Source organism: Micromonospora sp. DT41 (assembly GCF_049841715.1).
In the GTDB taxonomy this organism is placed as follows: domain Bacteria; phylum Actinomycetota; class Actinomycetes; order Mycobacteriales; family Micromonosporaceae; genus Micromonospora; species Micromonospora profundi.
The window spans coordinates 284,779-311,437 of the sequence record NZ_JBNCKU010000005.1 but is presented as its reverse complement, the minus strand read 5'-3'; the positions used below and the strand labels follow the sequence as shown (position 1 = coordinate 311,437).

The following is a 26,659-nucleotide window of genomic DNA, read 5'->3' as shown; positions in this document are numbered from 1 at the left end:
CCGGGCACGGCCGTCAAGAAGTTTCCAGACGGCAACATATGGTCGTTCTCAAATGCATCGATGGGTTGTAACGTCTGCCCCACGTTCTCAGCCTTGGCGTGACACACCCCCTGCCGCGCCGCCAGAAAGAGGTGGGCTCATGGGACTCCGTCCCAACCTGCTGACCCGGCGTGCCGCCGGTGTCGCATCGACAACCCTCGCGCTGCTGCTCAGCACCGCTGCGGTGGGTGTCGTTCCGGCCGCTTCGGCTTTCTCGGCAGCGCCCGACGGCGCCTGCGTGGAGCCGGCCGACAGCCACGCCAACGCCCGGATGAAGCCCGGCGGCGCGGCCAAGCACGACCCTAACGAGTTGACCGTCAACCAGGTCCGCGAGCGGGAAGCCGACATGGCGGCGGCGCTGCGGGAGCGCGCCAACTATCGGACGGGTGCTGGCGCGACGGCGCTGGCCACTGCCACCATCCCGGTGGTGGTGCACGTGATCCAGGAGAACACCACACGCGCGGGCGGCAACATCCCGGACTCGATGATCACCTCGCAGATCAACGTCCTCAACCAGGCGTACGCCGGTGCGACCGGCGGCGCGGTCACCGCGTTCGCCTTCCGGCTCGACAGGATCAACCGGGTGACGAACCCGTCGTGGTATCCGATCGTGCAGGGCTCGTCGGCGGAGCGGTCGATGAAGTCCTCGCTGCGGACCGGCGGCAAGAACACTCTCAACGTCTACCTCGGCGAGTTGAGCAACAACCTGCTGGGCTGGGCGACCTTCCCGCAGCGCAACCTGAGCAGCATGGACGGCGTGGTCGTGCTGAACGAGTCGCTGCCGGGCGGCACCTCGACCAACTACAACCAGGGCGACACCGGCACCCACGAGGTGGGGCACTGGCTGAACCTGTACCACACCTTCCAGGGCGGCTGCGGTGGCTCGGGTGACAGCGTCAGCGACACCCCGGCCGAGGCGTCGCCGGCCTACCAGTGCCCGACCGGGCGGAACACCTGCTCGGCGGCCGGCCTGGACCCGATCACCAACTTCATGGACTACACCTACGACTCGTGCATGTACCAGTTCACCCCTGGGCAGGCCAGCCGCATGCTGACCGCCTGGAACGCGTACCGCGCGGCGTAGCTCTCCCGCGTACACCTGGTGCCGGCTCCGTCACGACGGAGCCGGCACCAGCGTTTTAGGGCCGTGGTCAGGCGGCGGCCGTCGTGCACTTGACGTCGCGGCTGAGCCGGGTCGGGCGAGCCTGGGGTACGCCGAGCGGCGCGGCCGCCGGGGCTCGCGGGTCGAGCCAGACCCGAACGGCCGGACGGCTCGGCGGGAGACCGGGAATGCCGGTGATCTGGTGCTCGCGGCGGGTCAGCATCGCCACGTCGATGGTGAACTCGAAGAGCCGCCAGTCGACCTGCGGCTCGGCTCGGGCGGTCTGCGCCAGCCGGGCCACCTGGGCCGGGTCGGTCACCGGCGAGGCGTGCCCCGCCACGTACGCCTCGTCGTCGCTCTCCTCCGGCGGGAACGAGTGCAGGGCGTAACGGCCGTCGCGTTCGAGGTCGCGGCGCTTCGGCGAGTCGATGATGAAGCAGAACAGGCCCTCGTCGGTGATGACCGGGGACACCGGATGGACGCGGGGACCGCCGTCGGCGCGGACCGTGGCCAGATAGCCGAAGCCCGGCCCGTACTGCTGCAGGAGAACGCGGATCCCGTCGGCGAGGCGGGGCTCGTCGGCGGCAAAATCGGACCAGGAAGCCATGCGGGCATTCTATCGAACAAATGTACGAGGGGCGACCTCGACACGCTGGTCACCGGCTGCCTCGCTATGGTGGTCCGATGCTGCTCTCCGACCGGGACCTGGTCACCGAGATCAAGGCCGGCACGCTGGGCCTGGAGCCATTCGAGCCCACTCTGGTTCAACCGTCCAGCATCGACGTGAGACTCGACAGGCTGTTCCGGGTCTTCAACAACCATCTCTACACACACATCGACCCGGCCATGCAGCAGGACGACCTGACCTCGGTGGTCGAGGTGCCCGACGGCGAGCCGTTCGTGCTGCACCCGGGCGAGTTCGTGCTCGCCTCGACGCTTGAGGTGATCTCCCTCGGCGAGCAGCTCGCCGGCCGCCTGGAGGGCAAGTCCAGCCTGGGCCGTCTCGGCCTGCTCACCCACTCCACCGCCGGCTTCATCGATCCGGGCTTCTCCGGTCACGTGACGCTGGAGTTGTCGAACGTGGCGAACCTGCCGATCACCCTCTGGCCGGGCATGAAGATCGGGCAGCTCTGCATCTTCCGGCTCTCCTCGCCGGCCGAGCACCCGTACGGCTCGGTGGTCTACGGCTCGCGCTACCAGGGCCAGCGGGGGCCGACGCCGAGCCGCTCCTGGCAGAACTGGCGGGCCTGGCCGACCCGTTGAGCCGCTCGACAGCTCGGTGTTAACAAGGGGCCCCTCCTCTACCTGAGGCGTTAGGAAGGGGCCCCTCCTTACATCTCAGCCGGGGCGGCCGTAGCTGTGGATCGGGCCGTCGTCGACCTTCTTCATCTTGACGGGTTGACCGGCCTGGGAGGCGTGCACCACCCAGCCGTCGCCGACGTACATGCCCACGTGGTGGATGTCGCTGTAGTAGAAGACCAGGTCACCGGGGCGCAGGTCGGCGCGGCTGACGTCCTTTGTCACCCGGCTCTGCTGCGCGGCGTTGTGCGGCAGTGACACGCCGGCCTTGGCCCACGCGGCAAGCATCAGCCCGGAGCAGTCGTACGAGTTCGGGCCCTCGGCGCCCCACACGTAGGGCTTGCCGATCTGGGCGCAGGCGAACTTGACAGCCGTACCCGCCCCGCCGCCGGGGTAGCTGGCCGGGCAGGGCGCCGGACGCAGCGGACCGCCGCCGCCATTGCCGTACACCTTGAGGCGCAGCTTCTGGAGCTTGTCGATCTCGGCGTTGATCTGCTTCTTCTTCGCCGCGAGCTGAGCCTCGGTCAGGGTCAGTTCGGCGACCAGCTCGTCCAGCGGCGCCTTCTGCCGGGCCAACTCGTCGCGCAGGTCGGCCACCTGCTTGACGTCCTGCTGCTGGTTGTGGGCGAACCGGTCGAGCATTTCCAGCTGGCCGACCATCTCGCTGGGCGAGCGGCTGCCGAGCATCGCGTTGACAGTGGAGACGTTCTCACCCATGTACGCGCGGACGGCCAGGGCGCTGACCTTGTCCATGGCCGCGTCGACCTGGCGCTGCAACGGGGCCATCCGGGCGGCCAGCGCGTTCGCCTGCTTGCGCTTTGCGGCCAGCTCGGTGCGGGTGGCGTTGTGCCGTTCGATGATCGGTTCGAGCTTGTTCCAGTCGGCGTCGATCTGGCGTTCGATCTCGGCGACGGACGGGTCCGCGTGCGCCGCAGTGGCGCTGCTGGTCAGGACGACGGCGACGCCGACAAGGGCGGCAAGAGCTGTGGTGAAGCGGGGCCAGCGTTGACGCGGCACGATCGGCAGGGGGTCGGCTGAGGCCGACCGCTCGGACGACGGCCGCGGGGCATGGAGTGCCACCGGGGTTCCGTACTCCTTCTTCCTGACCGCCTACCGGGTTAGCTGACGGGTTCGGGCGGGAAGTCGGCGCCCTACCGCAGGATCTGCGGATTCACCCCGGGGGAACCTGGGTCCCCGGCTCGTTCTTCAAGCGACTCGGCGGTGCCGGTCCGTTACCGCCCGGGATGGGCAGACCTGCTACCGGGCCGACGATTGACCAGAGTAGAGATGACCGTTACCGATCCGCAACCCGTGCGCCAGTGACACTCCGTGGCGATTCTGCGGGGTCACGGACCGCGTGCGAAGGTTTTTTTCCACAGGAGTCCATACATGGAAAGGTATTGACGCAGGCTCCCGGCCGGCGGGAGGGTGACCTCACAGTCACCCACGCAATCTAGGGGGTTCGATGCACCGTCCAACCCTGCCGTCCCGCCGACGCGCACTGCTGGTCACCGCCGTGGTCGCCGTGACCGCGGTGCCACTGCCCGCCGGTCCGGCCGCCGCCGCACCCGCCGCCGACCGCCAGCAGCAGTACGCCGCCGCAGCGAGCGAGTACGGCGTACCGGCCGACGTGCTGCTCGGCGTCTCCTATCTGGAGTCCCGCTGGGACAGCAACGCCGGCACACCCAGCACCAGCGGCGGCTACGGCCCGATGCACCTGACCGACGCCCGACACGTGACAGCCCTGCCCCGCGGCGGCCACCACGACACCGGCGCCGAGGACCCGCGCGGCGACGACTCGCGTACCGCGCTGGCACCTCGCGCAACCGCTGACCCCGCGCCGTCCAGCGCCGCCCTGCAAACCGTTGACGCCGCCGCCGCGCTGACCGGCGAGGCACCGGAGTCGCTGCGTACCGACCCGAACGCGAACATCAGGGGCGGGGCGGCGCTGCTGGCGTCGTACCAGCGGGAGCTTGGCGCGCCGGTCGGAGCCGGCACCGACCCGGCGGCCTGGTACGGCGCGGTGGCCCGCTACGCCGGCGCGGACAGCGCCGACGCCGCGGCGGCCTTCGCCGACGAGGTCTTCACCACCATCGGCGCCGGCGAGTCCCGGGTGACCGACGACGGCCAGCGGGTCACCCTGCCGGCCCGCACGGTACGGCCGGAGCGCACCTGGCTGGACCGGCTGGGCCTGCGCAAGCTCGCCCGCCCGGACGGGCTGGAGTGCCCCCGCACCATCTCCTGTGAGTGGATCCCGGCGCCCTACCAGGCGTTCGGGGACGGGGACTACGGCAACCACGACCTCTCCGACCGGCCGAAGCGGCAGAAGATCGAGTACATCGTCATCCACGACACCGAGGGGAGTTGGGCGACCACTCTGAAGCTCGTCCAGGACCCGACCTACGTGAGCTGGCACTACACGCTGCGCTCGGTGGACGGGCACATCGCCCAGCACGTCAAGACCAAGGACGTCGCCTGGCACGCCGGCAACTGGTACGTCAATGCCAAGGCGATCGGGCTCGAACACGAGGGCTTCGCCGCGCAGGGCACCTGGTACACCGAGGCGATGTACCGGACGTCGGCGAAGCTCGTGCGGCACCTCGCGCTGCGACTGGGCATCCCGCTGGACCGTCAGCACATCATCGGCCACGACAACGTGCCCGGCACCACAGCGGCGACAGTGCGCGGGATGCACTGGGACCCGGGGCCGTACTGGGACTGGAATCACTACTTCGACCTGCTGCACGCGCCACGCCTGGACACCGGCACCCCGGCCACCGGCCTGGTCCGGATCGACCCGGACTACGCCACCAACCGGCCGGAGTTCATCGGCTGCGTCACTCCTGGCGTTCCGTGCCCGTCGCGCGGCTCGTCGTCGGTGGTGCTGCGCTCCGCGCCGTCGGCCGACGCGCCGCTGGTAAACGACATCGCGCTGCGCCCCGACGGCACCCCGAACACGATGGAGGTGTCCGACCACGGCGCCCGGGCCTCCGCCGGCCAGACGTACGCGCTGGCCGGACGGCAGGGCGACTGGACGGCCATCTGGTACCTCGGGCAACGGGCCTGGTTCCACAACCCGGCCTCCGCACCCACCGCCACCTGGACCGTGGGGATGGTGGTCACCCCCAAGCCCGGCCGCGCCACCATTCCGGTGTACGGGCGGGCGTACCCGGAGCAGGCTGCCTACCCCGCCGGCGTGCCCTACCAGGCGATCTCGCCGTTGCAGTACACCCTCGCGGCCGGCCAGCGGTACTCCGTCGGCGCGGTGCTGCCCGGCGAGTACTACCGGGCCAGCACCTTCGACGGCTCGTCACCCGGCGACTGGACGGTGATCCGCGGCGACAACAGGTACGTGCAGATCCAGTTCGGCCACCGCATCATGTACGTCAACCTGGCCGACGTGCAGGTGCTGCCGTCCCCGGTGGGCGCACCCCGCTGACGCACTGACGAAACCGCGACGGCCCCCGGTCGGTGACCGGGGGCCGTCGTCGTGCGTGCTGTGGATCAGGGTCTGCGGAACCCGGCGACAGGCATGTGGTTGATGCTTGCCACCTGCACCGGTTTACCGGCGCGTGGGGCGTGCACCATCTGGTCGTTGCCCAGATAGAGGCCGACATGGTGCAGGTCGCTGAAGAAGAACACCAGGTCACCGGGGCGGGCGTCGGCACGCGAGATGGCCTTGCCCTCGTTCCACTGGTTGCCCGTGTGGTGGGTGAGGCTGATCCCGGCCGCCTTGTACGCGTACTGGGTCAGACCCGAGCAGTCGAACGAGTTCGGGCCGGTGGCACCCCAGACGTACGGCTTGCCGAGCTTTCCGCAGGCCGTCTTGATCGCGATACGGGCCTTCTCGCTGACCACACCGTTGATGGTCGGGCAGCCCGCCGTCTTGACAGTGGTCTTCGGCAGGGACGCCTCGAGCTTCTTGATCTCGGCGTCGATCTGCTTCTTCTTGGCCGCCAGGTCGTTCTGCTGCTTGGTCTGGGTGGCGATCAGCGCGTCGAGCTTCTCTTTCTCGCCGTCGTACTTGGCCCGGACGGCCAGCACGCCCTCGACCTCCTTGCGCTCCCGCGCGGCGAGCCGGTCGAGGATGGTGAGCTGCTCGGTGAGGGTGTCCGGCTTGGCGCTGACCAGCAGCGCGCCGATCTCCTGCGACGGGCCCGACATGTAGTAGCGGGAGGCGAGGTCACCGACCCGATTGAGCGCCAACTCACTCTGCAGGGCCAGAGGCTCGATCTTCTTCTGGAGGTCGGCCGACTTCTTGCGGTTGACCTTCAGATCCGCCCGCACCTTGTTGTACTGCTCGATGGTGGGCTCCAACTGCTCCCACTTCTTGTCGATCTGCGCCTCGATCTCGTCGACAGTGGGCTCGGCCTGCGCCGGGGCGGCGAGCATGCCGGCACCGACAGCCGCCGCGGCGACCAACACGAGCAGACGACGGGCGACCCTGCGTAGACCGCCCGGTCGAACGGGCGACCCCGGGGCGTGACGATGAGGGGGCATGGTTGCCACCGGCGTCGACTCCTTTGCAACCGACCGCCGGGCGCCTCGCGTGAGGGAAGGGCCGAGGCAGACGACCCACAGCGGTCGGTGCCCAACATTAGGGAAGCGCCGCACCGGAATCAAGGCGGGCCGCGTCACCATCACTGTCGCGCAACCGCTTGCACACCAAGGGTATTGCTCCATTAGCCAACGATTGCGGTCAATACGTCGTCGAGCGTGACCACGCCGAGCGGGCGCAGGCCGTCACTGACCAGCACCATGTGCCGCCGTTCGCGGCGCATGGCCAGCAGCAGATCAGCAAGCGTACGCTCCGGCGGCACCACCGCCAGCGGCCGGTACACCTCCGCCGGCACCGCCGCCCGGCGCCCCTGCCCGGCGTACCCGAGGACGTCCTTGACGTGCACGAAGCCCAGCACACGGCGGGTGGAACGCTGCACCACGGGAAACCGGGATCGGCCGGTCCGGGTCGCCAGCACCTCCAGCGACGCGGGCGACACGTCATCGGCCACCGTCACCACAGTCGACCACGGCTGCAACGCGTCCGCCGCGGTCCGTGAGTGCAGGGCCAGGGCACCGGTGATCCGGGCATGCTCCTCGGCGTCGAGCAGTCCCTCGGTACGCGCCTGCGACACCAACCCGGCCAACTCCTCGGCGGTGAACACCGTCTTCACGGCCTCGCTCGCCTCGATCCGCCAGAGCGCCAACACCTGGCGGGCCGCCCACTTCATCGCCAGCAGCAGCGGCTTGGTGGCCACGCAGAACGCCAGCATCGCCGGGCCGAGCCACAGCGCGGACACCTCCGGGCCCGCCAGCGTGATGTTCTTCGGCACCATCTCGCCGACCACCGTGTGCAGGAAGACCACAAGGCCCAGGGCCAGCACGAACGCCACCGGGTGCACCGCCCGTTCGGGCATCCCGACGGCGTGGAACGGCGACTCCAGCAGGTGCGCCAACGCCGGCTCCGCTATCGCGCCGAGACCCAGTGAGCAGACAGTGATGCCGAGCTGCGCGCCAGCGATCATCAGCGGGATCTGGTTCATCGCGGACAACGCCCAACGAGCCCGCTTCGACCCGGCGGCCAACGGCTCGATCACCGTCCGCCGGGACGCGATGAGCGCGAACTCGCTGCCCACGAAGAACCCGTTGCCCACCAACAGCAGCACCGTCACCAGCAGCTCAGCCATCGTTCTCCGGCTCCGCCGGGCGCAACACCCGGACCTGCTCGATCCGGTGTCGCTCCACCTCCACCACCGTGAACTCCCAGCCGCCCTCCTCGATCGCCTCGCCGGCCAGCGGGATGTGCCCGAGCCGGGCCAGCAGGAACCCGGCCAACGTCTCGTACGGGCCCTCAGGCAGCCGGAAGCCGGTCTGTTCGGCCAGTTCGTCGGAGCGCAGCACCCCGTCGACGAGCACCGTGCGCTCCCCACCCGGCACGGTCAGCCGTACCGGACCGGGATCGTCCACACTGGCCGGATCGAACTCGTCGGCGATCTCGCCGACCAACTCCTCGACCAGGTCCTCGATCGTCACCACACCGTCAGTGCCGCCGTACTCGTCGACAACGATGGCCAGGTCGGCCCCTGCGGCCTTCAAGGCGGCAAGCACGCCGTCCAGGTCCAGGCTCTCCGGCACGAACACCGGCTCCCGGGCCACCGACCCGACAGCGGTCGACGACCGGGCCGACAGCGGTACACCCAGCGCGTCCGGCACACCGGCGACGCCGATGACGAGGTCGAGCGTCTCCTCGTACACCGGGAAGCGGGTCCGTCCGGTCCGCCGTGACTCCTCCAGCAGCTCGGCGACGGTGACGGTGGCGCGCAGCGCGACCACGTCGACCCGTGGGGTCATCGCCTCGGCGGCCCGCTTGTCGCCGAAGCGGATCGTCCGGCGCAGCAGCATCGCCGTGTCCGGCGGCAGCGCGCCCGCCCGGGCCGAGATGGCGGCCAGCAGACCCAGCTCCTCAGGAGATCGGGCACTCGCCAACTCCTCCTGCGGCTCCACTCCGAGCGCCCGGACCAGCCGGTTCGCCGAGCCGTTCAGGCCGCGGATCAGCCACCCGAAGGCCCGGGAGAACGCGTGCATCGGCCCGGCGGTGGCCAGCGCCGCCGGCATCGGACGGGCCAGCGCCGCGTTCTTGGGCACCAGTTCCCCGAACAGCATGGAGATGAGCGTGGCCAGGGCCAACGCGAGGAACGGGGTGAACCTTTCGGTGCTGTCACCGGCGACGGGACGCAGCAACGGAGTGAAGATCCGGGCCAGGGCCGGCTCGGCCAGGTAGCCGGTCAGCAGCGCGGTGATGGTGATTCCGAGCTGCGCGCCGGACAGCTGGAACGACAGCTCGCGCAGCGCGACGCGTACCGTCCGGGCTGCCTCGTCACCAGCAGCGGCCCGCCGGTCGATCTCGGCCCGATCGACGGTGACCAGGGCGAACTCGGCCGCCACGAAGAACGCGTTGCCGACGGTCAGCAGCACGAAACCGATAAGCGGCAGCAGCGCTAGAACAAGAAGTCCGTCGATGCGCGTGATTGTGGCACGGGAGTGCCGGCGGCGGGTCCCCGCTAGCGTGGCGGCATGGACAGTGTGCTGCTCACCGACGAACTGGTCCTGCTCGCGTACGACGATGACGGCGCCAACCGGCTCGGACGCCCACACCTCGACTACGGCCTCGCCGGCGCGGTGTTGCTGGAACTGGCGCTCGCCAGCCGGGTCGAGGTGACGGACAAGCACCTCGTGGTGACCGATCCCGCCGCGACCGGGGTGCCCCTACTGGACGACGCCCTGGCCGTGCTGGCCGCCGCCGGGCGGCCCCGCAAGCCCAAGAACTGGATCGGCAAGCTGGCCAAGGGCCTGCCGGAGCGGGTGCTCGACGGGCTGGTGGACACCGGGGTGCTGCGCCGGGAGTCCGACAAGGTGCTGCTGGTCTTCCCGCGTACCCGCTATCCCTCGCCGACCGGCGCCCAGCCGGCGGTGGAGACGGAAGCCCGGGAGCGGATGGCGGCGGCGCTAACCGGCAACGGCCCGGTCGACGCCCGGACGGCGGCGCTGCTCACCGTGACCCGGGCGGTCGGCCTGGACCGCAAGCTCTTCCGCGAGCTGCCGAAGGATCGGGTGAAGGCCCGGATGGACGAGATCGCTGCGGGCGACTGGGCCTCGGCCGCCGCCAAGAAGGCCATCGACGAGATGCAGGCCGCGCTGATGGTCGCGACCACCGCGGCCATCGTCACCACAACTGTCAGCTGAACGAGCGGCGGCGGCACCGCAGGGTGCCGCCGCCGTCGTGGTCCAGCTTCCGCCGGGGGTACGCCTCAGCCTGCGGTCGGCACGGCCTCCGGCTCACCGGCCGGGGTCTCCGGCTTGACCGAGCGCAGCAGGACGGTCGCCACGTCGATCACCTCGACCTGCTCGCCGGCGCCCTTGCCGTTGACGCCGTCGCTGAGCATCGTCGAGCAGAAGGGACAACCGACGGCGACCGTCTTCGCCCCGGTGGCCATGGCCTCCTCGACCCGGTCCACGTTGATCCGCTTGCCGATCTTCTCCTCCATCCACATCCGGGCGCCACCGGCGCCGCAGCAGAAGGAGCGCTCGCTGTTGCGCGGCATCTCGGCGATCTCGCCTTCGATGGCGTCACCGAGGACCTCGCGGGGAGCCGCGAAGATGCGGTTGTGCCGACCCAGGTAGCAGGGGTCGTGGTACGTGACGCCGCCGTCGACCGGCTGCACCGGGGTGAGCTTGCCGGTGGACACCAGGTGGGCCAGCAGCTGGGTGTGGTGGACGACCTCGAACTCGCCGCCGAGCTGGCCGTACTCGTTGCCCAGGGTGTTGAAGCAGTGCGGGCAGGTCGCGACGATCTTGCGCTTGGCCTTTTCGCGGCCCTCGAACGCCTCGTTCAGCGTCTCCACGTTCTGCTGGGCGAGCATCTGGAAGACGAACTCGTTGCCGATCCGTCGCGCCGGGTCGCCGGAGCAGGTTTCGCCTTCGCCGAGGATCGCGAACTTCACGCCCGCCTCGTTGAGCAGGGTCGCCACCGCCCGGGTGGTCTTCTTGGCCCGGTCCTCGAAGGCACCGGCGCAGCCGACCCAGAACAGGTACTCGAAGTCGTCGACCTCACCCACCCGGGGCACCTCGAAGTCGAGGCCCTTGGTCCAGTCCTCGCGGGTGTTCTGCGGGGCGCCCCACGGGTTGCCCTTGTTCTCCAGGTTGCGCAGCATCACGCCGGCCTCGGACGGGAAGCTCGACTCGATAAGCACCTGGTAGCGACGCATGTCGACGATGTGGTCCACGTGCTCGATGTCCACCGGGCACTGCTCGACGCAGGCGCCGCAGGTGGTGCACGACCAGAGGACGTCCGGGTCGATGACCCCGCCCTCCTCGGCGGTGCCGATCAACGGCTTGTCGCCCTCGGCGAGCGACAGCACGTCCAGGTGGGCGAGCTGAGCCTGGGTGGCCTTCTCCTCGCCGGTGAGGTCCTTGCCGCCGCCAGCCAGCAGGTAGGGCGCCTTGGCGTACGCGTGGTCACGCAGGCTCAGCACGAGCAGCTTGGGCGACAGCGGCTTGCCGGTGTTCCAGGCCGGGCACTGCGACTGGCAGCGACCACACTCGGTGCAGGTGCTGAAGTCCAGTAGGCCCTTCCAGCTGAACTGCTCGACCTGGGCGACGCCGAACTGGTCCTTCTCCGGGTCGGCCTCCTCGAAGTCGAGCGGCTTGCCCTGGCTCGTCATCGGGCGCAGCGCGCCGAGGCCGGAACCGGCAGGCTTGGCCGGCTCACGCTTGAAGAAGATGTTGGGGAACGCCAGGAAGCGGTGCCAGGCGACACCCATCGTGACGTTCAGCGAGATGACGATCAGCCAGGTCATCGAGATCATGATCTTGATGGCGGCGGCGACGCTGACGCCGTCCTGCCAGTCGGGCAGGATCGCGCCGACCGCGTGACTGACCGGGGTGGCCCAGAACGGGAACTCGAAGTGGTCCGTGGCGACCTTGAAGCCCCGGATCACGAATCCGAAGACCAGGACCAGCAGCACGACCCACTCGACGAAGTAGCCCTGCCACATCGTGGAGCCGGTGAACCGGGACCGGCCGCCCGGCCGGTTGGGGCGGTTGCGCAGCCGGATCGCCATCAGCACCACGATGCCGACCAGGCCCAGCACGCCGATGATCTCGGTGACCAGGCCGAAGATCGTCCAGTGCCCGATGATCGGCAGGCCGCCGTCGGTGGTGGCGACCTCGAAGTACGCCTCCAGCACGAGCAGCGACAGCACGATGAAGCCGACCATCACGAACCAGTGGGCCGCGCCCACCACACCCCACTTGAACATCCGGGTGTGGCCGGCGGTCTCCACAAGCATGGTCTTGGTGCGGGCACCCTTGTCGGCGAACCGCTCCGGAGCGGGTTGCCCCAACCGGATGACGGCCGTCATCTTCATGACCGCACGCACCGCCAGCCACACCGCCACGGCGGTGATGCCGGCCGCGAGGATCGTGGTGACGATCTGGACGCTGCCCATCGAGTTGGCCTCCCCGGTGTGCTTGCGGTCGAGCAGTTCAGCGACCGGGGGCCGGTGTCAGGACGAAGCCGGCGTCGCGCCGCTGCCGTACCTGCGACCGGACCGGTCGATGACCTCGCTCCGCTCGGTCATGCAGTGCAGCCTACGCGCAAGGTTACCCAGCAGTAACGTGAGTCATCTCGCAGTAGGCCACGCCGCCTGCGGACACCATAGGGTGCCCCACCACCGCCTGCCGGACAGGGGCGCGTCGGGGTGACCTGATCGTCTGCGAAAACGCAGCGACGAACCGGCTCAGCGCCAGCGGGAGAGCAGCGCCAACGAGGCGACCATCGCGCCGAAGCCGACGGCGAGGTTCCAGTACTGCCAGGAGGCGACCGGGTACTGCTGCTCGGAGAGGTAGTAGACCACCAGCCAGCCGATGCCCGCGACGATCAGAGCGACAGCCGTGATCGGCAGCCACACCGGGCTAGGCTTGCGCGTCGACGCCGCAGTCGTCGGACGGACGTCCGTCGGCGGCGTGTACACCTTCTTCTTACGGACCTGAGACTTGGGCACGACGCTCTCCAGAGGGGTGACGACCTCGTCCGGCCTGACAACCGGGCGCGGAGGCGACGGTTCATGGCCAATAATGTTCGACAGCTAGCGTAGTCCGGATCGGCCGCTTGGACCACGAATGGGGTCAGGCCGATGCTCGGAGTGACCGAAAAATACGGGACTGTTCGCATCACCGGCCCAGCCGGCGCGGACCGATCCCCGACACGCGGAAGGAAGGCTCGGTGGAGTACACATCCGGCGCGGCCTCCTGGCAGAAGGTCCTCCGACGGGCCGTCGTCGGGCTGCTGCCCCGGCGGCAACGGCAACGTCGGTCAGGCTGGTCGATCGGCGTACCGCTGATCGCTGCCGCGGCGGGGCTGCTCTTCACGACCACCGCGACCACTGCCGGCGGCACCGCGCTGCGGGAGGACCGGCGGCCCCAGCTCAACCAACTCAAAGAGGAACGCCAGCAGCAGGTCGCCGCCAGCGAGCGCCGCGCTGCCGCGCTGCGTGACGAAGTCGAGCGACGCACCAACACCCTGGCCGAGTCGGACGGCCCGATCCAGGCTCAACAGGCCCGCGCCCAGCTGAACCTTCAGGCGGCCGGGTTCACCAAGCTCACCGGCACCGGCGTGACAGTCGAACTGAACGACGCTCCGCAGAACAACGAGACCCGCGCCGGGGCCAGCAACGACGACCTGGTCGTCCACCAGGGTGACGTGCAGGCGGTGGTCAACGCGCTCTGGGCCGGCGGAGCGGAAGCCATGTCAATCATGAATGTCCGCGTGCTCGCGACCAGCGCGGTACGCTGCGTCGGTAACACCCTGCTGCTACACGGGCGGGTGTACTCCCCACCGTTCAAGATCGTAGCAATCGGCGATCCCGCTGCCCTCCAGCAGGCCCTCGCCAGCTCTGAGGGAGTCCGGTTGTTCAAGGACGCTGTCGACGACTACCAGCTCGGCTACAAGGAGTCCGTCTCCACCGTGGAAGTCCCGGCCTTCGAGGACTCCACCGCCCTGCGCGCAGCGACGGTGCCCCGGTGAGCGGCCCGGACGAGCGGCGCGACGGGCGACACCGCGACCAGGCCGACGAACCGACCGACTTCCTGCCCAGGGTCAACCGACCCGCGACTCCCGGTCGACCTGAGGCGACTCCCGACCGACCCGCGACTTCCGGCCTCGCTGAGCCCACTCCCCGCCGCCCTGACCCGACTGCCGATCGACCTGGGCCGACTCCGGCCCGGCCGACTCCGGCCGGCAACTGGCCCGAGCCGGTGCTGCCCATCCGCCCTGGCACGACCCGCCCACCGGCAGCTCCCCGACCCCCGAACGCCGGCCCGGCACGCCCTGCGGACCGCCCCGCCGTAGCCGCACCGCCGCCCTGGCCCGGCGCCGCAGCGGCCAGCACAAGCCCGCACAGCGGGTCCACCAGCCCCGGTCCGCACGTCGCGTCCGCCGGCCCCGGCCCGCACGGCGGGGCCACCACGCCCGGCGGACACGGCGGGGCCACCACGCCCAGCCCGCACGGCGGGGCCACCACGCCCGGCGGACACGGCAGGGCCACCACGCCCGGCGGACACGGCGGGGCCGCCACGCCCGGCCCCTACGGAGGTTCCGGCCGTCCCGCTGCCGGTGCTGACCGGCCGAGCGCATCCGCCGACCCGGGGCCGGTCCGGCCGACAGGTCCCATCCGCCCGCCTGCACCCGGCGTCGCGCCGACCAGCCCGCCGGCCGCCAGCGGCCCGTCCGGCGTACCGGCCGGTCCGGCTCTCTCCGGCGGCGGTCCGAGCCGGGCCGTGGGCGACGAGCCGACCGCGTACCTTCCGAAGGTCGGCCCCCGACCCCCCCGCCCGACCGGGTCTCCTGGCGCACCTGCGGCCGCGGCCGGTCGCGGCCCGGACCCGGCCGCCGACCCGGGCGCCACCGCGCTCATCCCCGCCGTGCCCGCCAGGCCCACGCCCCGGCCTCCGGCCATGGACTCCACGGCGCTGATGGGCGCCGTGCCCCGCACCCCGACCACCGACGACCCGGCCGGTACGGACGACAGCTCCGCCGAACCGCCCCGCCCCCGGCGCGGCGAAAAGGTGGTCCAACTCCGGCCGCACCAGACCGGCGAGGGCTACAAGAGCGTCTACTCGGAACTCACGCGTCCGTCGCTCGGCTCCCGGATCCGCACCGGCATCCGGGTCACCGGCGAGGTGCTGATCACCTTCGGCCTCGTGGTGCTGCTCTTCGCCGGCTACGAGATCTGGGGCAAATCGGCAATCGTCGACGCCCACCAGAACGACCTCAGCAACGAGCTCGCCCAGGTGTGGGCCCCGACCGACGACCCGACTGTCGCTCCGTCCGCCGGCCCGAGCGCCAAGCCGTCCCCTCCGGTCCGCGGCAAGCCGCTCGCCGGCCTCTACATCCCCAAGTTCGACAAGAGCTGGGTGGTGGTCGAGGGTGTCACCCAGGCCGACATCAGGTACGCCCCGGGCCACTACCCGGCAAGCGCGCTGCCCGGCCAGGTCGGCAACTTCTCCGTCGCCGGCCACCGCAACCGTGCCACGTTCTGGCGGCTTGACGAGCTGAACGAGGGCGACGCGATAGTGGTCGAGGGCAAGACCGAGTGGTACGTCTATCTGGTTTCGCAGTCCCGGATCGTCAAGCCGACGCAGGTCGAGGTGGTGGCCCCGGTGCCCGGCCAGCCGGACAAGAAGCCGACCAAGCGGATGCTCACGCTCACCACCTGCAACCCGAAGTTCGACAACTACCAGCGCCTGATCGTCCACGCCGAACTGGACCGCACCCAACCCAAGTCGGCGGGCCGTCCCGCCGAGCTGGGGGGCTGACCGATGTACGCGTTCATCTGGCGCAAGCTCCCATTCGGCCTGGTCGGCAAGCTGACCGGCTCGGTGCTGCTCGTGGCCGCCACCGTGGCCCTGCTCTGGTTCGTGGCCTTCCCCTGGGCCGAGCCGCTGCTGCCCTTCGACGACGTGCAGGTCGAGTCCGGCGTGCCTGCGGAGACGGGCGGCGGGGACGCGGTCACCGGGGAGACCCCGGCCGGCGACGAGCACGACCTGCCGTACGACACCGAGCAGAACAATCCCGCGCCGTCCTCCCCGAGCAGGTGATCATGCGCGTCCTGGTGATCGACAACTACGACTCGTTCGTCTTCAACCTCGTGCAGTACCTGGGCCAGCTCGGCGTGGACTGCGAGGTCCGCCGCAACGACGAGATCGACGTGGCCGAGGTGGGCCGGGTGGGTGCGGCGGGCATCCTGCTCTCACCCGGGCCGGGCAGCCCCGACCGCGCCGGCATCTGCCTGGACGTCATCCGCGAATACGCGGGCGAGCTGCCGATCTTCGGCGTCTGCCTCGGTCACCAGGCCATCGGCGAGGCGTTCGGTGCGACGGTGACCCGGGCGCCCGAGCTGCTGCACGGCAAGACCTCCGACGTACGGCACAAGTCGGTGGGCGTGCTCGCCGGCCTGCCCGACCCGTTCACCGCCACCCGCTACCACTCGCTGGCCGTGCTGCCCGAGACGCTGCCCGACGAGCTTGAGGTCACCGGCTGGACCGGCTCCGGCGTGGTGATGGCGATGCGGCACCGCACGCTGCCGATCGAAGGCGTGCAGTTCCACCCGGAGTCGGTGCTCACCGAGGGCGGCCACCTGATGCTCGCCAACTGGCTGGCCGGCTGCGGTCACCCGGAGGCGCTGGAACGGGCACCCGCGCTGGCCGCCGATGTCGACGCCCGCCGCCTGGCGGCGTTCGCCACCACCTGAACCGGCCGAGGTCACCTCGCGGGGCAGGTCAGGGCAGTAGCGCGTTCTGGACCGCCGGGTCCGCTGGCGAGCTGACCGCTGGCGCCCGGCCCCGGACCGCGTCCCACGCCGCCTTGCCACTGGCGAAATAGTCCCGGACCGACTTCTCAGCGAGCAGGGCTGCGCCACAGCCGTCGCAGCGAGCGGTTACGCCGTCGACGTCGAGGCCGATCTGCCGGCACAGCGTCACCGCTCGGGACAGGTGGTAGGACTGGGTGACGACAAGTGCCCGCTCGACGCCGTACACGTCGCGCGCTCGCAGGCAACTGTCGTACGTGTCGAGGCCGAACGGGTCGGCCACCACCCGCCGCGGATCGACGCCGAGCCCGGCGAGGTACGACGTCATCACCGCCGGCTCGTCACCCGAGGTGCCACCGCCGTCGCCCGACACGAGCACTACCTTGGCCCGCCCACTGGTCACCAGCGCCGCCGCGGTCTCCAGACGGCCGGCGAGCCGGTCGCCCGGACGTTGCCGGTCGGCCGCCACGGCGGTGCCCAGGACGATCACCACGTCGGCGGCCGGCGCGTCGGCCTCCGAGTGCAGGTGGCCGCGTGCGGCGAGCGTCGTCCACAGCCACGGAAGGCTGGCGAGCAGCAGCACGACGACACCCAGGATGGCCACGCGTCTGAGGCGTCGAGGCCGGCGGCCCGCCGGTCCGACAGGGGTCGCTTCCGAGTCGGTCATGCCGATGCCCAGGTGTGCCTAGTCCTGGGGAAGTCGGGTCGGCGGGGGCATGAACGGCAGGCCGCCGCCGCCTCCGCTGCCAGGTGTGGTCGGCGTACCGGTCGGTGTGCCCGTCGGTGTGCCCGTCGGCGTCGGGTCGGTCTCCGGCTCCGGCTGACTTACCTTGATGGTCACCCTCGTGCCGGTCGGCTTCTTGTCCTTGGCGTTCGGGTTCTGGTCGGTGACCTTGCCTGCCTCGGCCGCTGGCACCTCCGGACCGTCCTGGGAAACCACGGTGAAGCCCGCGTTGCGGAGAACGCGGGTGGCTTCCTCCTGGCTCAACCCGACCACGTCCGGCACCTCACGGACCTTGCCGTTGGACACCGTCAGCGTCACCTGCGTGCCTTCGGGAACGCGCTGGCCCTCCGGCGGGTTGACGCTGAGGACCTCGTTCTGAGGTGCTTCGTTGTCCACCGTCTTGATCTCGTACTTGAGGTTCGCCTCGGTGAGGCGGGCGATCGCGCTCTCCCGCTTGCTGCCCTTGAGCCCCGCCGGAACCGCCACCTCCGGCTTACCACCGCAGACCTGGATCGTCACCGACGCGTTCTGCTTCAGCCGACCGCCGGGCGCTGGGTCCTGCCGGACCACGTTGTCCTGCGTGCAGTCGCTGGCGAACACCGGATCGCCCACCACCGGCTGGAAGCCGGCATTGCGGATCTCGGTGATCGCGGCGGTCTGACTCTTGCCGGTGAGGGTCGGCACCGCCTTCAGTGCCTCGTCCTGCTGCTGGCTCCAGAGCAGGGCCGCCACCAGGGCGATCACGGCCAGCACGCCCACCGCGCTGAACAGGGCGATCAGCCAGGAGGACGCCTTGCGCTGACGCGGGTCGCCGACCCGGGCCGGGATCTGCCGGGTCTGCGCCCCGCCGGCGGCAGCCGGGTAACCGCCCCCACCGCCGGCCGGTGCCATCGCCACCGTCTCGGCCTCACGCAGCACCGGAGTGGCGAGCACCGGTCGTCCGGCGGCGGCGCGGAGCAGGTCGGCCCGCATCTCGCCGGCACTCTGGTAACGGTTGAGCGGGTTCTTGGACAGCGCCTTGAGCACGATCGCGTCGACAGCCGGGTTGACGTCCGGATTGATGTCGCTCGGCGTCGGCGGCGTCTCGCGTACGTGCTGGTAGGCGACGCTCACCGGGCTGTCACCGACGAACGGCGGGTGCCCGCAGACCAGTTCGAAGAGCACGCAGCCGGCCGCGTACACGTCGGAGCGGGCGTCGACGGCCTCACCGCGCGCCTGCTCCGGGGAGAGGTACTGCGCCGTGCCGATGACAGCGCTTGTCTGCGTCATCGTGGTGGCACCGCTGGCAAGAGCCCGCGCGATGCCGAAGTCCATCACCTTGACCTGGCCGGTCTGCGTGAGCATGACGTTGCCCGGCTTGATGTCCCGGTGGATGATGCCGTGCCGGTGGCTGAACTCCAGCGCCGCGCACATGTCGGCGCAGATCTCCAGCGCCCGGCGGGGCTGAAGTCGTCCTTCGGCGCCGAGCACCTCCTTCAGCGTCCGGCCGTTGACGAACTCCATGACGATGAACGGCAACGTCTCACCGGTCGGCGCGGTCTCCTCGCCGGTGTCGTAGACGGCCACGATCGCCGGGTGGTTGAGCGAGGCGGCGTTCTGCGCCTCCCGACGGAACCGCATCTGGAACGTCGCGTCCCGGGCGAGGTCGGTCCGGAGCATCTTGATCGCGACGTCCCGACCGAGCCGGAGGTCGCGACCGCGGTGCACCTCGGCCATGCCGCCATAGCCGAGCAGCTCGCCGACCTGGTACCTGCCACCGAGCAGGCGGGCCTGCGCTGTCATCGCGTCTGTCGTCCTTCGCTCGTCGTCGTCCCGCCGTCGTCCGGCTGGATTCGTACCTCACGACGGTACGACGTCCGGGTCGCATCGTCGCGTCCGTCGAGCCCCAGCGCGCCGACCGTCACGGTCTGTGGAGCCAGCGCGCCGGCGGCACCGTCCTGCGACTGCTTCCGCAGGCTGTAGGAAATCACGCCGGAACAGATGAGGACCAGTACGGCCAGCAGGATGGCGAGGAACACCATTCCGGGCCGAGACCGGTTGGAGTCCGGCCCGGAGGGCACCGGACCGGCCTGGTGGACGTACGCCGGGGGGTGTTCCTGGCGGACCTGTGGCGGTGGCACCGCTGCGGCGCCACGGGGATAGCCGGCCGGGGCGGCCGGCGGTCGGGCGTAGGGAACGGCCGGCGCGACGGTGGTGGGGCGCAGTGGCTGGGCCGGCTGGACGGAGGTGGGGCGAAGCTGCTGGGCCGGCGGAACGGACATGGGGCGCGGCTGCTGGGCAGGCGGTACCGACATGGGGCGCGGCTGCTGAGCCGGCGGAGCCGAATTCGGCCGCTGCCCGGCGGGCGCCGGGCGGTGCGGGGCACCTGGCGGGCGCATCTGGTGCGCCTGCGGCACCTGGGCGCGGCCGGGTGCGGCAGGTGAGGCCGGCGCTGCGGAGACCGGCCCGGGGTTGCCACCGGCCCGGGCCTGCTGGGACAGCGCGGCCTTCAGCTGGCGGGCGACACCCGCGAGCGCTGCGGCGCTGGGCCACCGGGCAGCCGGGTCCTTCGCCAACGCGCGTTCCACCACGGCCCGGACCTGCGGCGGGATGTCGGCGGGCAGCGGCCGGGGCGTCTCCCGGACGTGCCGCATGGCGATGTCGAGCGGGTTGTCGCCCTCGAACGGCCGCCTTCCGGCGAGGCACTGGTAGGCGACGACGCCGAGCGCGTACACGTCGGAGGCGGGGGTGGCCACGCCGCCGGTGGCCTGCTCCGGCGAGATGTACGAGGCGGTGCCGAGCACCGAGCCGGCGGCGGTGAGCTGGCCGACCAGGTCGGAACGGGCGATGCCGAAGTCGGTGAGCACAAGTGTGCCGTTCGGCCGGACCAGCAGGTTGCCCGGCTTGACGTCGCGGTGCACGATTCCCTTCTCGTGCGCGGCGTGCAACGCGTCGGCGGCCTGCGCGACGAGGGCCATCGTCCGGGCCGGGGTGAGCCGACCGACCCGGCTCAGCGTGGACGACAGGGCGTCGCCCTCGACGTACTCCATGACCAGGAAGGCGATCTGCTGGTCGTTGCCGAAGTCGTAGACGTCCACCACGCCGGGGTGATTGATGGTGGCCATCGTGCGGGCCTCGCCGCGGAACCGCTCGGCGAAGTCCGGGTCGTCGAGCAGCGCGGGGAGCAGGCTCTTCACGGCGACCGTACGGCCGAGCACCTGGTCGGTGCCGCGCCACACGTCGCCCATGCCGCCGCTGGCGATCCGCTCGTCGAGACGGTAGCGGTTGCCGAGCTGGACGCCGGGGCTGAGCATGTCAGCGACCCCCGGGGTCGGCGATGGCGGCTCGCATTATCTGGCCGCCGATGCGTGCGGCCTCGGCGCTGCCGCCGCTGCCGGCCTGCTCCAGCACCACACACACCGCGGAGACCGGGTTGCCGTCCTTGTCCAGGGCGAAGCCGATGAACCAACCGTGGTCGGGGCGGTCCGGGGCGGACTGGGCGGTGCCGGTCTTGCCACCGACGGTGTAGCCGTTGATGGCTGCCTTCCGGCCGGTGCCGTTCTGCACCACGCTGACCATCATCTCGCGCAGGTCGGTCGCTACCTGGCCGCTTACCGGCTGGCGCAGCTCCCGGGGCTTGGCGGTGTAGTAGCTGGTGGTCCGGTCCGGAGCGAGCAACTGCCGGACCAGGTACGGCCGCATCTGGCTGCCGTTGTTGGCGACCGCGCTGGCGATCAGGGCGCCTTCCAGCGGGGTCATCCGGACGTTGTTCTGCCCGATCGAGGACTGGGCGAGCGCGGCCGGGTCGGTGCTGCCGTCGGGGTTCTGCATGTCCCCGGTCCGGCTGGCCGCCGTGGGCAGGCCGCCCTCGCCGAGGTGACCCACTGTGAGGTCTTCCTGCTCGAACCCGAACTGCCGCGCCTTCTCCTTCACGGTGTCGGCGCCGAGGCGCACCCCGAGCTGGGCGAAGCCGGTGTTGCAGGATTCGGTGACCGCGTCCATCAGGGTGACCTGCGACTCGGGGCAGATCGACGGAGCGGCGTTGCGGATCTGGCTGCCGGAGGTGGGCGGCGTGTAGCTCGACCCGGCCGGGATCTGGGTGGTCTTGGTGACGCCGTTCTCCAGGGCTGCGGCGGCGATCACGATCTTGAAGGTGGAGCCCGGCGGCAGTGTCTCGCCGAGCGCGCGGTTCTTCAGCGGACCCTCCGGGTCCTGCTCCAGCTTGTTGAACGCCGCGGTCGCCTCATTGGTGTTGTGGCTGACCAGCGGGTTCGGGTCGAAGCTTGGCATGGAGACCAACGCCTGTACGGCCCCGGTACGCGGGTCGATGGCGATCGCCGCGCCCTTCTTCGCCCCCACCTGGTTGTTGCGCAGCTGGTCGTACGCCACGTCCTGCGCCCGCTTGGAGAGCGTGAGCAGGACGTTGCCACCACCGGTCTCGTCACCGGTGAACAGGTCCTTGAACCGGTCACCGATCAACTGGTCGCTGGTGCCGGCCAGGAAGTCGTTCTCCACCTGCTCGATGCCCTTGTCGGCCAGGTTGACAGGCTTGTAGCCGAGCACGTGGGCGTACTTGGCGCCGCCCGGGTAGGAGCGCTGGAACTTCAGCTTGCCGGTGGTCTCCTTGCTGGTGGCCAACGCGGTGCCGCCGGCCTCGATGTTGCCGCGCTTGCGCTTGTAGTCGGCAACCTGGACCCGACCGTTGTAGTCGCTGGTGCGGTATTCGTCGGCCTTGTAGGCCTGGATCCAGTTGAGGTTCGCGAAGAGCAGGCCGAACAGGACAATGACGACGACGCCGACGCGGCGCAGGGGTGCGTTCACGGCTTGATCACCTCCGTGGGAGCACCGTGCAACTGCTCGGGCGGGCCACCCGTCGGTCGGGGCGCCTTGCCACCGCCACCGGTCACCGGACGGCGTGCGCCGTCGGAGACCCGCAGCAGCACCGCGATGAGCAGCCAGTTGGCCATCAGCGACGAGCCACCGGCGGACAGGAACGGGGTGGTCTGACCGGTGAGCGGGATGAGCTTGCTGATGCCGCCGACGATCACGAAGACCTGGAGGCCCAGGGTGAACGCGAGACCGCCGGCGAGCAGCTTGCCGAACGAGTCACGCACCGCGAGCGCGGCGCGCAGGCCACGCTCCACGATCAGCAGGTAGACCACGAGCAGCGCGGAGAGGCCGAAGAGGCCGATCTCCTCACCGATGCCGGCGAAGATGAAGTCGTTCTGCACCTCGGGCAGGATGTCCGGCTGGCCGCCGCCCGGCCCGGCGCCGAACAGCCCGCCCGTACCGAGGGCGAGCAGGCCCTGGACGAGCTGGTAGCCCTTGCCGTGCGGATCGGCGAACGGGTCCAGCCAGATCTCGGCGCGTACGTAGAAGTTGGCGAACGGCCCACCGACCGTCGAGCCGAGCACGTAGGCGAGGTAGGCGCCGCCGAAGAAGAGGATCAGACCGATCAGCAGCCAACTGACCCGTTCGGTGGCGATGTAGAGCGTCACCACGAACATGCCGAAGTAGAGCAGCGAGGTGCCGAGGTCCTTTTCGAAGACCAGCACCAGGACACTGATCAGCCAGACCACCACCACCGGGCCGAGGTCGCGCCCGCGCGGGAAGTCGATGCCGAGAAAACGCCGGCTGGCCAGCGACAACACCTCGCGCTTGCGCACCAGGTAGTAGGCGAAGAAGACGAGCAGCGCCAGCTTGGCGAACTCGCCGGGCTGGATGGAGAACCCACCGACCCGGATCCACAGCTTGGCGCCGTTGATCTCGGAGATGCTGCTGGGCAGCACCGCCGGGAGCATCACGAGCACGATGCCGGCAAGCCCAAGGGTGTACGCGTACCGGGAGATCGAACGGTGGTCCCGCATGATGGCCAGCAGGGCGGCGGCGAGGATCACCGAGGCCAGCGTCCAGGCCAACTGCCGGCCGCCGATACCGGCGAAGGTGGCCAGGCCCTCCCGGTCGGCCGGTGCGGCCTCGCCCAGGTCGATCCGGCGCAGAAAGCCCACCCCGAGGCCGTTGAGCAGGGCCACCGCCGGCAGCAGTGCCGGGTCGGCGTACGGGGCGAGGAACCGGATCACCAGATGCAGGCCGAGGAAGACCGCGCCGACCGCCGCGGCGGGCATCCAGAAGTCCGGGGTGACCGTGTCCAGCAGGTTCGCCTCGACGGTCGCCATGTACGCGGCCACGATCACCATTGCCAGCAGCAGCAGTGAGAGTTCGGCGTTGCGGCGCGACCGGGCCAGGCGTACGCCGGAATCCCCGCCCGTGGTGGCGGGCGAGGGTGCCGGTGTGGCCGCTACGGTCACGGGTGGGGTCCTTGGGATCTCAGCCGACGCTCACTCAGGAGACCGGCAGCCGGCCGGGTCGAGCCCCGGCGCTGTCGAGTCGGAGGGCGTGGCGTCGGATGGGGAGGTCAGATCGGTGGCCGCGATGGTCGGGCTTGCGCTGACGACCCCGTTGGGGGTCGCCGGCGCCCCGGCGCTGGGGCTGCCGTTCGGCTCCGGGGTGGTCCCGGGAAGGGCAGTTGTCGGCGAGGGCGACGTCGTGCCGCCCACCGCCGTCGGGTCGGGCGGGCAGATCGGCTTCAGGTTCGGGTTGGTCGGGGTGTCGCTCGTCAGCTCGGCGAGCTGACGCTCGGCGTCCGGCTCGCTCTTGGCCCGGATGCCCACCTTGACGGTGTCCTGAGCGGCGACGGTGAGGTCGTCCAACCGGGTGCCGCTTGTGCGGTGCACGGTGGAGAGGTCCATCCCGGCGATCTGCCCCTGGATGCCCCGGAAGACAGCGACCTGCCCTTCCTCGGTGGCACCCACGTAGTACTGGCGTTGGGTGTACGTCCAGCCGGCGAAGAGACCGCCGCCGATGATCACCAGGATGGCGAGCGCCATGGCGGTGGCCCGAACCGGCCGGTGCCTACGCTGCTCCGGCTCGTCGTCCGAGGACGCCGGCTCCTCCGGCACAGCTGGGCGCGGCGCGGAGAGCGCCGAGGCCCGGGCGGCAGGGGTCGAGTTGTCGGCGGAGGTGGCCATGCCCCGGTCCCGGGCGGCAGCGCCGCCGACGATCGGGGTCGCCTCGACGATGTCGTGGTCGGTGGCGTCGGCGATGATCACCGTGATGTTGTCGGGGCCGCCGCCGCGCAGGGCGAGCTGAACCAGACGCTCGACGCACTGCTGCGGGTCGGTGTACTCCCGCAGGGACTCACCGATCGTCTCGGCGCTGACCACACCCGACAGGCCATCGCTGCAGATCAGGTAACGGTCACCGGGCAGCACCTGACGCACCGAATATTCGGGGTCGATGTCCCGGCCGTCCAAGGCGCGGGTCAGCAGCGACCGCTGCGGGTGGCTGCTCGCCTCCTCGGCGCTGATCCGGCCCTCGTCGACGAGCATCTGGACGTACGTGTCGTCCTTGGTGATCTGGGAGAACTCACCGTTGCGCAGCAGATAGGCCCGCGAGTCGCCGATGTGGACCATCCCCAGCTTGCTACCGGAGAAGAGGGTCGCCGTCAGCGTGGTGCCCATCCCCTCCAACTGCGGGTTGGCGTCCACCGTGTCGCGGAGCTGTTGGTTGGCGGTGCCCACGGCCGAACGCAACGCATCGACGAGGGCGTCCCCTGGGACGTCCTCGTCGAGCGGCGCCATGGCACCGATGACGATGTTGCTGGCGACGTCACCGGCGGCCATACCGCCCATGCCGTCGGCAACGGCGAGTAGCCGCGGCCCGGCGTAGACGGAGTCTTGATTGCCGTCACGGATCAGACCGCGGTCGCTGTGGGCCGCATAGCGCAGGGTCAGAGTCATGGCCGTAATTCGAGGGAAGTGCGGCCGATCCGGATCGGCACGCCGAGGGGGACGGGGGTTGGTCCGGTGACCTTAGCGCGATCGAGGTATGTCCCGTTAGTCGAGCCAAGGTCCTCGACGAACCACTGCCCCTCGCGCGGCACGAGCCGGGCATGCCGCGCGGAGGCGTAGTCGTCGGTGATGACCAGCGTGGAATCCTCGGCCCGACCGATCGTGATCTGCGCTTCGCCGAGGGTGATCCGGGTGCCGGCCAGTTGACCTGCGGTCACCACCAGTTGATGGGCCGCCCGACCCCGCTTCACCTTTGCTGGTTTGGCCGCCTGCTGCCCCGTCGAGGCGCCGACCGCTCGTGGTGCCGCCACCAGGCGACCGGACCGGGCTCCCGCGAAGAGGTCCCGACGGATCACACCGACCACCGTGAACACGAAGATCCACAGGAGGATCAGGAAACCGAACCGGGCGACGGTGATGACCAGTGCCGGCAAGGCGGCTCAGCCGTCCACGCGGAAGGTCAGCGTCGTGGTGCCGAGCTGGACCATGTCACCGGGGTTCAGCGCGACGGCGGAGACCCGCTGCCCGTTGACCATGGTGCCGTTCGTGGAACCCAGGTCGGTAAGCACGACCTGGCCGCCGTCGAAATCCAGCCGGGCGTGTCGCCGGGAGATGCCGACGTCGGGCAGGCGCAGGTTCGCCTGGTCACCGCGACCGATCACCGTCGACCCCATCTGGAGGGGGTACGTACGGCCGTCGCCGGAGACCAGCCGCACGTTGCGGCCACCACCGTGCCCGGGCGGCGGACCGTAGCCCCCGCCCTGGTCGTACGCGGGATAGGCGGGCGGGCCGGCGTCGTAGCCGGGCGCCGACACCGGGGCGACCTCGCCGCCGGTGTAGACCTCGGCGGTGACCCGGAACATTCCCGTGTCCAGCCCCTCGCCCCGCTCGATCTCGACGATCACGTCGCCGTAGACCGTCCAGGCCTGCTCGCCGATGAACTCCGCCTGCGACTGGGCCAGTTCCTGGGCCAGCGCGGCGGCGTACGGTGCGAGCCGACTGTGGTCGAACGGCGAGAGATCGATCACGTAGCGGTTGGGCACCAGCGTCCGCCCACCGGCCAGGATCGCCTTGTGCGCCTCAGCCTCCCGCTGCATGGCATTGAGGATCTCCACGGGGTGGACCACCCCTTTGAAGACCTTGGCGAAGGCCCCTTCGACCAGGCCTTCCAGACGCTTCTCGAAGCGTTGCAGCACGCTCACCGGCTCCTCCTCGGGTCCCGAGGACATGATGGTATCCGGCCGGCGCGCGCGCAGCTCACACGCCGCTCGGCCCGCCTGCTACCGGCCTGTTCGGAAGGGCC

Annotated in this window: 23 protein-coding genes and 1 riboswitch; of the genes, 8 read left to right on the top strand and 15 right to left on the bottom strand. The window is 70.5% G+C overall.

Annotated features, from left to right (window positions below):
• Nucleotides 1-139: 139 nt before the first annotated feature.
• Entirely contained in the window at nt 140-1,123 is a 984-nt protein-coding gene (locus ACLQ23_RS12225) for a zinc metalloprotease (protein ID WP_425880649.1), read from the top strand.
• Nucleotides 1,124-1,190: 67 nt separating this feature from the next.
• Here ACLQ23_RS12225 and ACLQ23_RS12220 read toward each other — a convergent pair whose 3' ends face one another.
• A complete protein-coding gene (locus ACLQ23_RS12220) occupies nt 1,191-1,748 on the bottom strand; it encodes a pyridoxamine 5'-phosphate oxidase family protein (RefSeq protein ID WP_355587662.1) in 558 nt (185 codons plus the stop codon).
• A 77-nt stretch (nt 1,749-1,825) separates the two neighbouring features.
• Between ACLQ23_RS12220 and dcd the strand changes: the two genes are divergently transcribed.
• Nucleotides 1,826-2,404 carry a dCTP deaminase gene (gene dcd / locus ACLQ23_RS12215; protein ID WP_053651830.1) on the top strand — a complete coding sequence of 193 codons (579 nt, stop codon included), beginning with the start codon at nt 1,826-1,828 and terminating at the stop codon, nt 2,402-2,404.
• A 75-nt stretch (nt 2,405-2,479) separates the two neighbouring features.
• On the opposite strand, the gene ACLQ23_RS12210 is transcribed toward dcd, so the two are convergent.
• Nucleotides 2,480-3,520 carry an NlpC/P60 family protein gene (locus ACLQ23_RS12210; protein WP_425880648.1) on the bottom strand — a complete coding sequence of 347 codons (1,041 nt, stop codon included), beginning with the start codon at nt 3,518-3,520 and terminating at the stop codon, nt 2,480-2,482.
• Between the two features lie 13 nt (nt 3,521-3,533).
• Nucleotides 3,534-3,671: riboswitch (cyclic di-AMP (ydaO/yuaA leader) on the bottom strand.
• 234 nt (nt 3,672-3,905) lie between these two features.
• On the opposite strand from ACLQ23_RS12210, the gene ACLQ23_RS12205 reads away from it, so the two are divergent.
• Nucleotides 3,906-5,879 carry an N-acetylmuramoyl-L-alanine amidase gene (locus ACLQ23_RS12205; RefSeq protein ID WP_425880647.1) on the top strand — a complete coding sequence of 658 codons (1,974 nt, stop codon included), beginning with the start codon at nt 3,906-3,908 and terminating at the stop codon, nt 5,877-5,879.
• A gap of 65 nt (nt 5,880-5,944) precedes the next feature.
• Here ACLQ23_RS12205 and ACLQ23_RS12200 read toward each other — a convergent pair whose 3' ends face one another.
• The 3 genes from ACLQ23_RS12200 to ACLQ23_RS12190 all read right to left on the bottom strand — a co-directional run bounded on the left by ACLQ23_RS12200 (nt 5,945) and on the right by ACLQ23_RS12190 (nt 9,430).
• The gene (locus tag ACLQ23_RS12200) at nt 5,945-6,940 is read right to left on the bottom strand and encodes an NlpC/P60 family protein (RefSeq protein ID WP_355587654.1); all 996 of its coding nucleotides are present in this window, start codon (nt 6,938-6,940) and stop codon (nt 5,945-5,947) included.
• A 182-nt stretch (nt 6,941-7,122) separates the two neighbouring features.
• A complete protein-coding gene (locus ACLQ23_RS12195) occupies nt 7,123-8,124 on the bottom strand; it encodes a hemolysin family protein (protein WP_425734972.1) in 1,002 nt (333 codons plus the stop codon).
• Nucleotides 8,117-9,430: a hemolysin family protein gene (locus ACLQ23_RS12190; protein ID WP_355588458.1), complete on the bottom strand. Its 1,314-nt coding sequence runs from the start codon at nt 9,428-9,430 to the stop codon at nt 8,117-8,119. Before ACLQ23_RS12190 ends, ACLQ23_RS12195 begins: the two co-directional genes overlap by 8 nt.
• An 81-nt stretch (nt 9,431-9,511) precedes the next feature.
• On the opposite strand from ACLQ23_RS12190, the gene ACLQ23_RS12185 reads away from it, so the two are divergent.
• Nucleotides 9,512-10,180 (top strand): GOLPH3/VPS74 family protein, encoded by a 669-nt coding sequence (locus ACLQ23_RS12185; RefSeq protein ID WP_425734973.1) that lies wholly within the window; start codon nt 9,512-9,514, stop codon nt 10,178-10,180.
• Nucleotides 10,181-10,245: 65 nt separating this feature from the next.
• On the opposite strand, the gene ACLQ23_RS12180 is transcribed toward ACLQ23_RS12185, so the two are convergent.
• Entirely contained in the window at nt 10,246-12,444 is a 2,199-nt protein-coding gene (locus tag ACLQ23_RS12180; RefSeq protein ID WP_355587647.1) for a (Fe-S)-binding protein, read from the bottom strand.
• Between the two features lie 291 nt (nt 12,445-12,735).
• Nucleotides 12,736-12,999 carry a cell division protein CrgA gene (locus tag ACLQ23_RS12175; RefSeq protein WP_053651817.1) on the bottom strand — a complete coding sequence of 88 codons (264 nt, stop codon included), beginning with the start codon at nt 12,997-12,999 and terminating at the stop codon, nt 12,736-12,738.
• A 221-nt stretch (nt 13,000-13,220) separates the two neighbouring features.
• On the opposite strand from ACLQ23_RS12175, the gene ACLQ23_RS12170 reads away from it, so the two are divergent.
• The 4 genes from ACLQ23_RS12170 to ACLQ23_RS12155 all read left to right on the top strand — a co-directional run bounded on the left by ACLQ23_RS12170 (nt 13,221) and on the right by ACLQ23_RS12155 (nt 16,746).
• Nucleotides 13,221-14,021 (top strand): DUF881 domain-containing protein, encoded by an 801-nt coding sequence (locus ACLQ23_RS12170; RefSeq protein WP_355587645.1) that lies wholly within the window; start codon nt 13,221-13,223, stop codon nt 14,019-14,021.
• A gap of 929 nt (nt 14,022-14,950) precedes the next feature.
• Nucleotides 14,951-15,811 (top strand): class E sortase, encoded by an 861-nt coding sequence (locus ACLQ23_RS12165; protein WP_425880646.1) that lies wholly within the window; start codon nt 14,951-14,953, stop codon nt 15,809-15,811.
• A gap of 3 nt (nt 15,812-15,814) precedes the next feature.
• Nucleotides 15,815-16,093 (top strand): hypothetical protein, encoded by a 279-nt coding sequence (locus tag ACLQ23_RS12160; protein WP_355587640.1) that lies wholly within the window; start codon nt 15,815-15,817, stop codon nt 16,091-16,093.
• A 2-nt stretch (nt 16,094-16,095) separates the two neighbouring features.
• Nucleotides 16,096-16,746, top strand: a complete 651-nt coding sequence (locus tag ACLQ23_RS12155) for an aminodeoxychorismate/anthranilate synthase component II (RefSeq protein WP_355587637.1) — start codon at nt 16,096-16,098, stop codon at nt 16,744-16,746.
• 28 nt (nt 16,747-16,774) lie between these two features.
• Here the strand turns inward: ACLQ23_RS12155 and ACLQ23_RS12150 are convergent, their stop codons facing one another.
• The 8 genes from ACLQ23_RS12150 to ACLQ23_RS12115 all read right to left on the bottom strand — a co-directional run bounded on the left by ACLQ23_RS12150 (nt 16,775) and on the right by ACLQ23_RS12115 (nt 26,585).
• A complete protein-coding gene (locus ACLQ23_RS12150) occupies nt 16,775-17,407 on the bottom strand; it encodes a SanA/YdcF family protein (protein ID WP_355587635.1) in 633 nt (210 codons plus the stop codon).
• Between the two features lie 81 nt (nt 17,408-17,488).
• On the bottom strand, nt 17,489-19,309 hold the full coding sequence (pknB, locus tag ACLQ23_RS12145; protein ID WP_355587633.1) for a Stk1 family PASTA domain-containing Ser/Thr kinase: 1,821 nt from the start codon (nt 19,307-19,309) through the stop codon (nt 17,489-17,491).
• Nucleotides 19,306-20,820, bottom strand: a complete 1,515-nt coding sequence (locus ACLQ23_RS12140) for a protein kinase domain-containing protein (protein WP_355587630.1) — start codon at nt 20,818-20,820, stop codon at nt 19,306-19,308. The genes pknB and ACLQ23_RS12140 overlap by 4 nt, the downstream gene beginning before the upstream one ends.
• A gap of 1 nt (nt 20,821) precedes the next feature.
• Nucleotides 20,822-22,327 (bottom strand): peptidoglycan D,D-transpeptidase FtsI family protein, encoded by a 1,506-nt coding sequence (locus ACLQ23_RS12135; RefSeq protein WP_355587628.1) that lies wholly within the window; start codon nt 22,325-22,327, stop codon nt 20,822-20,824.
• The gene (locus ACLQ23_RS12130) at nt 22,324-23,814 is read right to left on the bottom strand and encodes an FtsW/RodA/SpoVE family cell cycle protein (protein WP_355587625.1); all 1,491 of its coding nucleotides are present in this window, start codon (nt 23,812-23,814) and stop codon (nt 22,324-22,326) included. The genes ACLQ23_RS12135 and ACLQ23_RS12130 overlap by 4 nt, the downstream gene beginning before the upstream one ends.
• Before the next feature lie 30 nt (nt 23,815-23,844).
• Complete coding sequence (locus ACLQ23_RS12125; RefSeq protein WP_355587622.1) at nt 23,845-25,305, bottom strand: protein phosphatase 2C domain-containing protein; 1,461 nt, start codon at nt 25,303-25,305, stop codon at nt 23,845-23,847.
• Nucleotides 25,302-25,790 carry an FHA domain-containing protein FhaB/FipA gene (locus tag ACLQ23_RS12120; protein ID WP_355587620.1) on the bottom strand — a complete coding sequence of 163 codons (489 nt, stop codon included), beginning with the start codon at nt 25,788-25,790 and terminating at the stop codon, nt 25,302-25,304. The genes ACLQ23_RS12125 and ACLQ23_RS12120 overlap by 4 nt, the downstream gene beginning before the upstream one ends.
• A 6-nt stretch (nt 25,791-25,796) precedes the next feature.
• On the bottom strand, nt 25,797-26,585 hold the full coding sequence (locus ACLQ23_RS12115) for an FhaA domain-containing protein (RefSeq protein ID WP_007454122.1): 789 nt from the start codon (nt 26,583-26,585) through the stop codon (nt 25,797-25,799).
• Nucleotides 26,586-26,659 lie beyond the last annotated feature (74 nt).

What these genes read in the sequence shown, in the direction of transcription:
- ACLQ23_RS12225 (WP_425880649.1), top strand. Translation starts at nt 140, where the DNA reads ATGGGACTCCGTCCCAACCTGCTGACCCGGCGTGCCGCCGGTGTCGCA.
- ACLQ23_RS12220 (WP_355587662.1), bottom strand. Translation starts at nt 1,748, where the DNA reads ATGGCTTCCTGGTCCGATTTTGCCGCCGACGAGCCCCGCCTCGCCGAC.
- dcd (WP_053651830.1), top strand. Translation starts at nt 1,826, where the DNA reads ATGCTGCTCTCCGACCGGGACCTGGTCACCGAGATCAAGGCCGGCACG.
- ACLQ23_RS12205 (WP_425880647.1), top strand. Translation starts at nt 3,906, where the DNA reads ATGCACCGTCCAACCCTGCCGTCCCGCCGACGCGCACTGCTGGTCACC.
- ACLQ23_RS12200 (WP_355587654.1), bottom strand. Translation starts at nt 6,940, where the DNA reads ATGCCCCCTCATCGTCACGCCCCGGGGTCGCCCGTTCGACCGGGCGGT.
- ACLQ23_RS12195 (WP_425734972.1), bottom strand. Translation starts at nt 8,124, where the DNA reads ATGGCTGAGCTGCTGGTGACGGTGCTGCTGTTGGTGGGCAACGGGTTC.
- ACLQ23_RS12185 (WP_425734973.1), top strand. Translation starts at nt 9,512, where the DNA reads ATGGACAGTGTGCTGCTCACCGACGAACTGGTCCTGCTCGCGTACGAC.
- ACLQ23_RS12180 (WP_355587647.1), bottom strand. Translation starts at nt 12,444, where the DNA reads ATGGGCAGCGTCCAGATCGTCACCACGATCCTCGCGGCCGGCATCACC.
- ACLQ23_RS12165 (WP_425880646.1), top strand. Translation starts at nt 14,951, where the DNA reads ATGGACTCCACGGCGCTGATGGGCGCCGTGCCCCGCACCCCGACCACC.
- ACLQ23_RS12160 (WP_355587640.1), top strand. Translation starts at nt 15,815, where the DNA reads ATGTACGCGTTCATCTGGCGCAAGCTCCCATTCGGCCTGGTCGGCAAG.
- ACLQ23_RS12155 (WP_355587637.1), top strand. Translation starts at nt 16,096, where the DNA reads ATGCGCGTCCTGGTGATCGACAACTACGACTCGTTCGTCTTCAACCTC.
- pknB (WP_355587633.1), bottom strand. Translation starts at nt 19,309, where the DNA reads ATGACAGCGCAGGCCCGCCTGCTCGGTGGCAGGTACCAGGTCGGCGAG.
- ACLQ23_RS12140 (WP_355587630.1), bottom strand. Translation starts at nt 20,820, where the DNA reads ATGCTCAGCCCCGGCGTCCAGCTCGGCAACCGCTACCGTCTCGACGAG.
- ACLQ23_RS12125 (WP_355587622.1), bottom strand. Translation starts at nt 25,305, where the DNA reads ATGACTCTGACCCTGCGCTATGCGGCCCACAGCGACCGCGGTCTGATC.
- ACLQ23_RS12115 (WP_007454122.1), bottom strand. Translation starts at nt 26,585, where the DNA reads ATGTCCTCGGGACCCGAGGAGGAGCCGGTGAGCGTGCTGCAACGCTTC.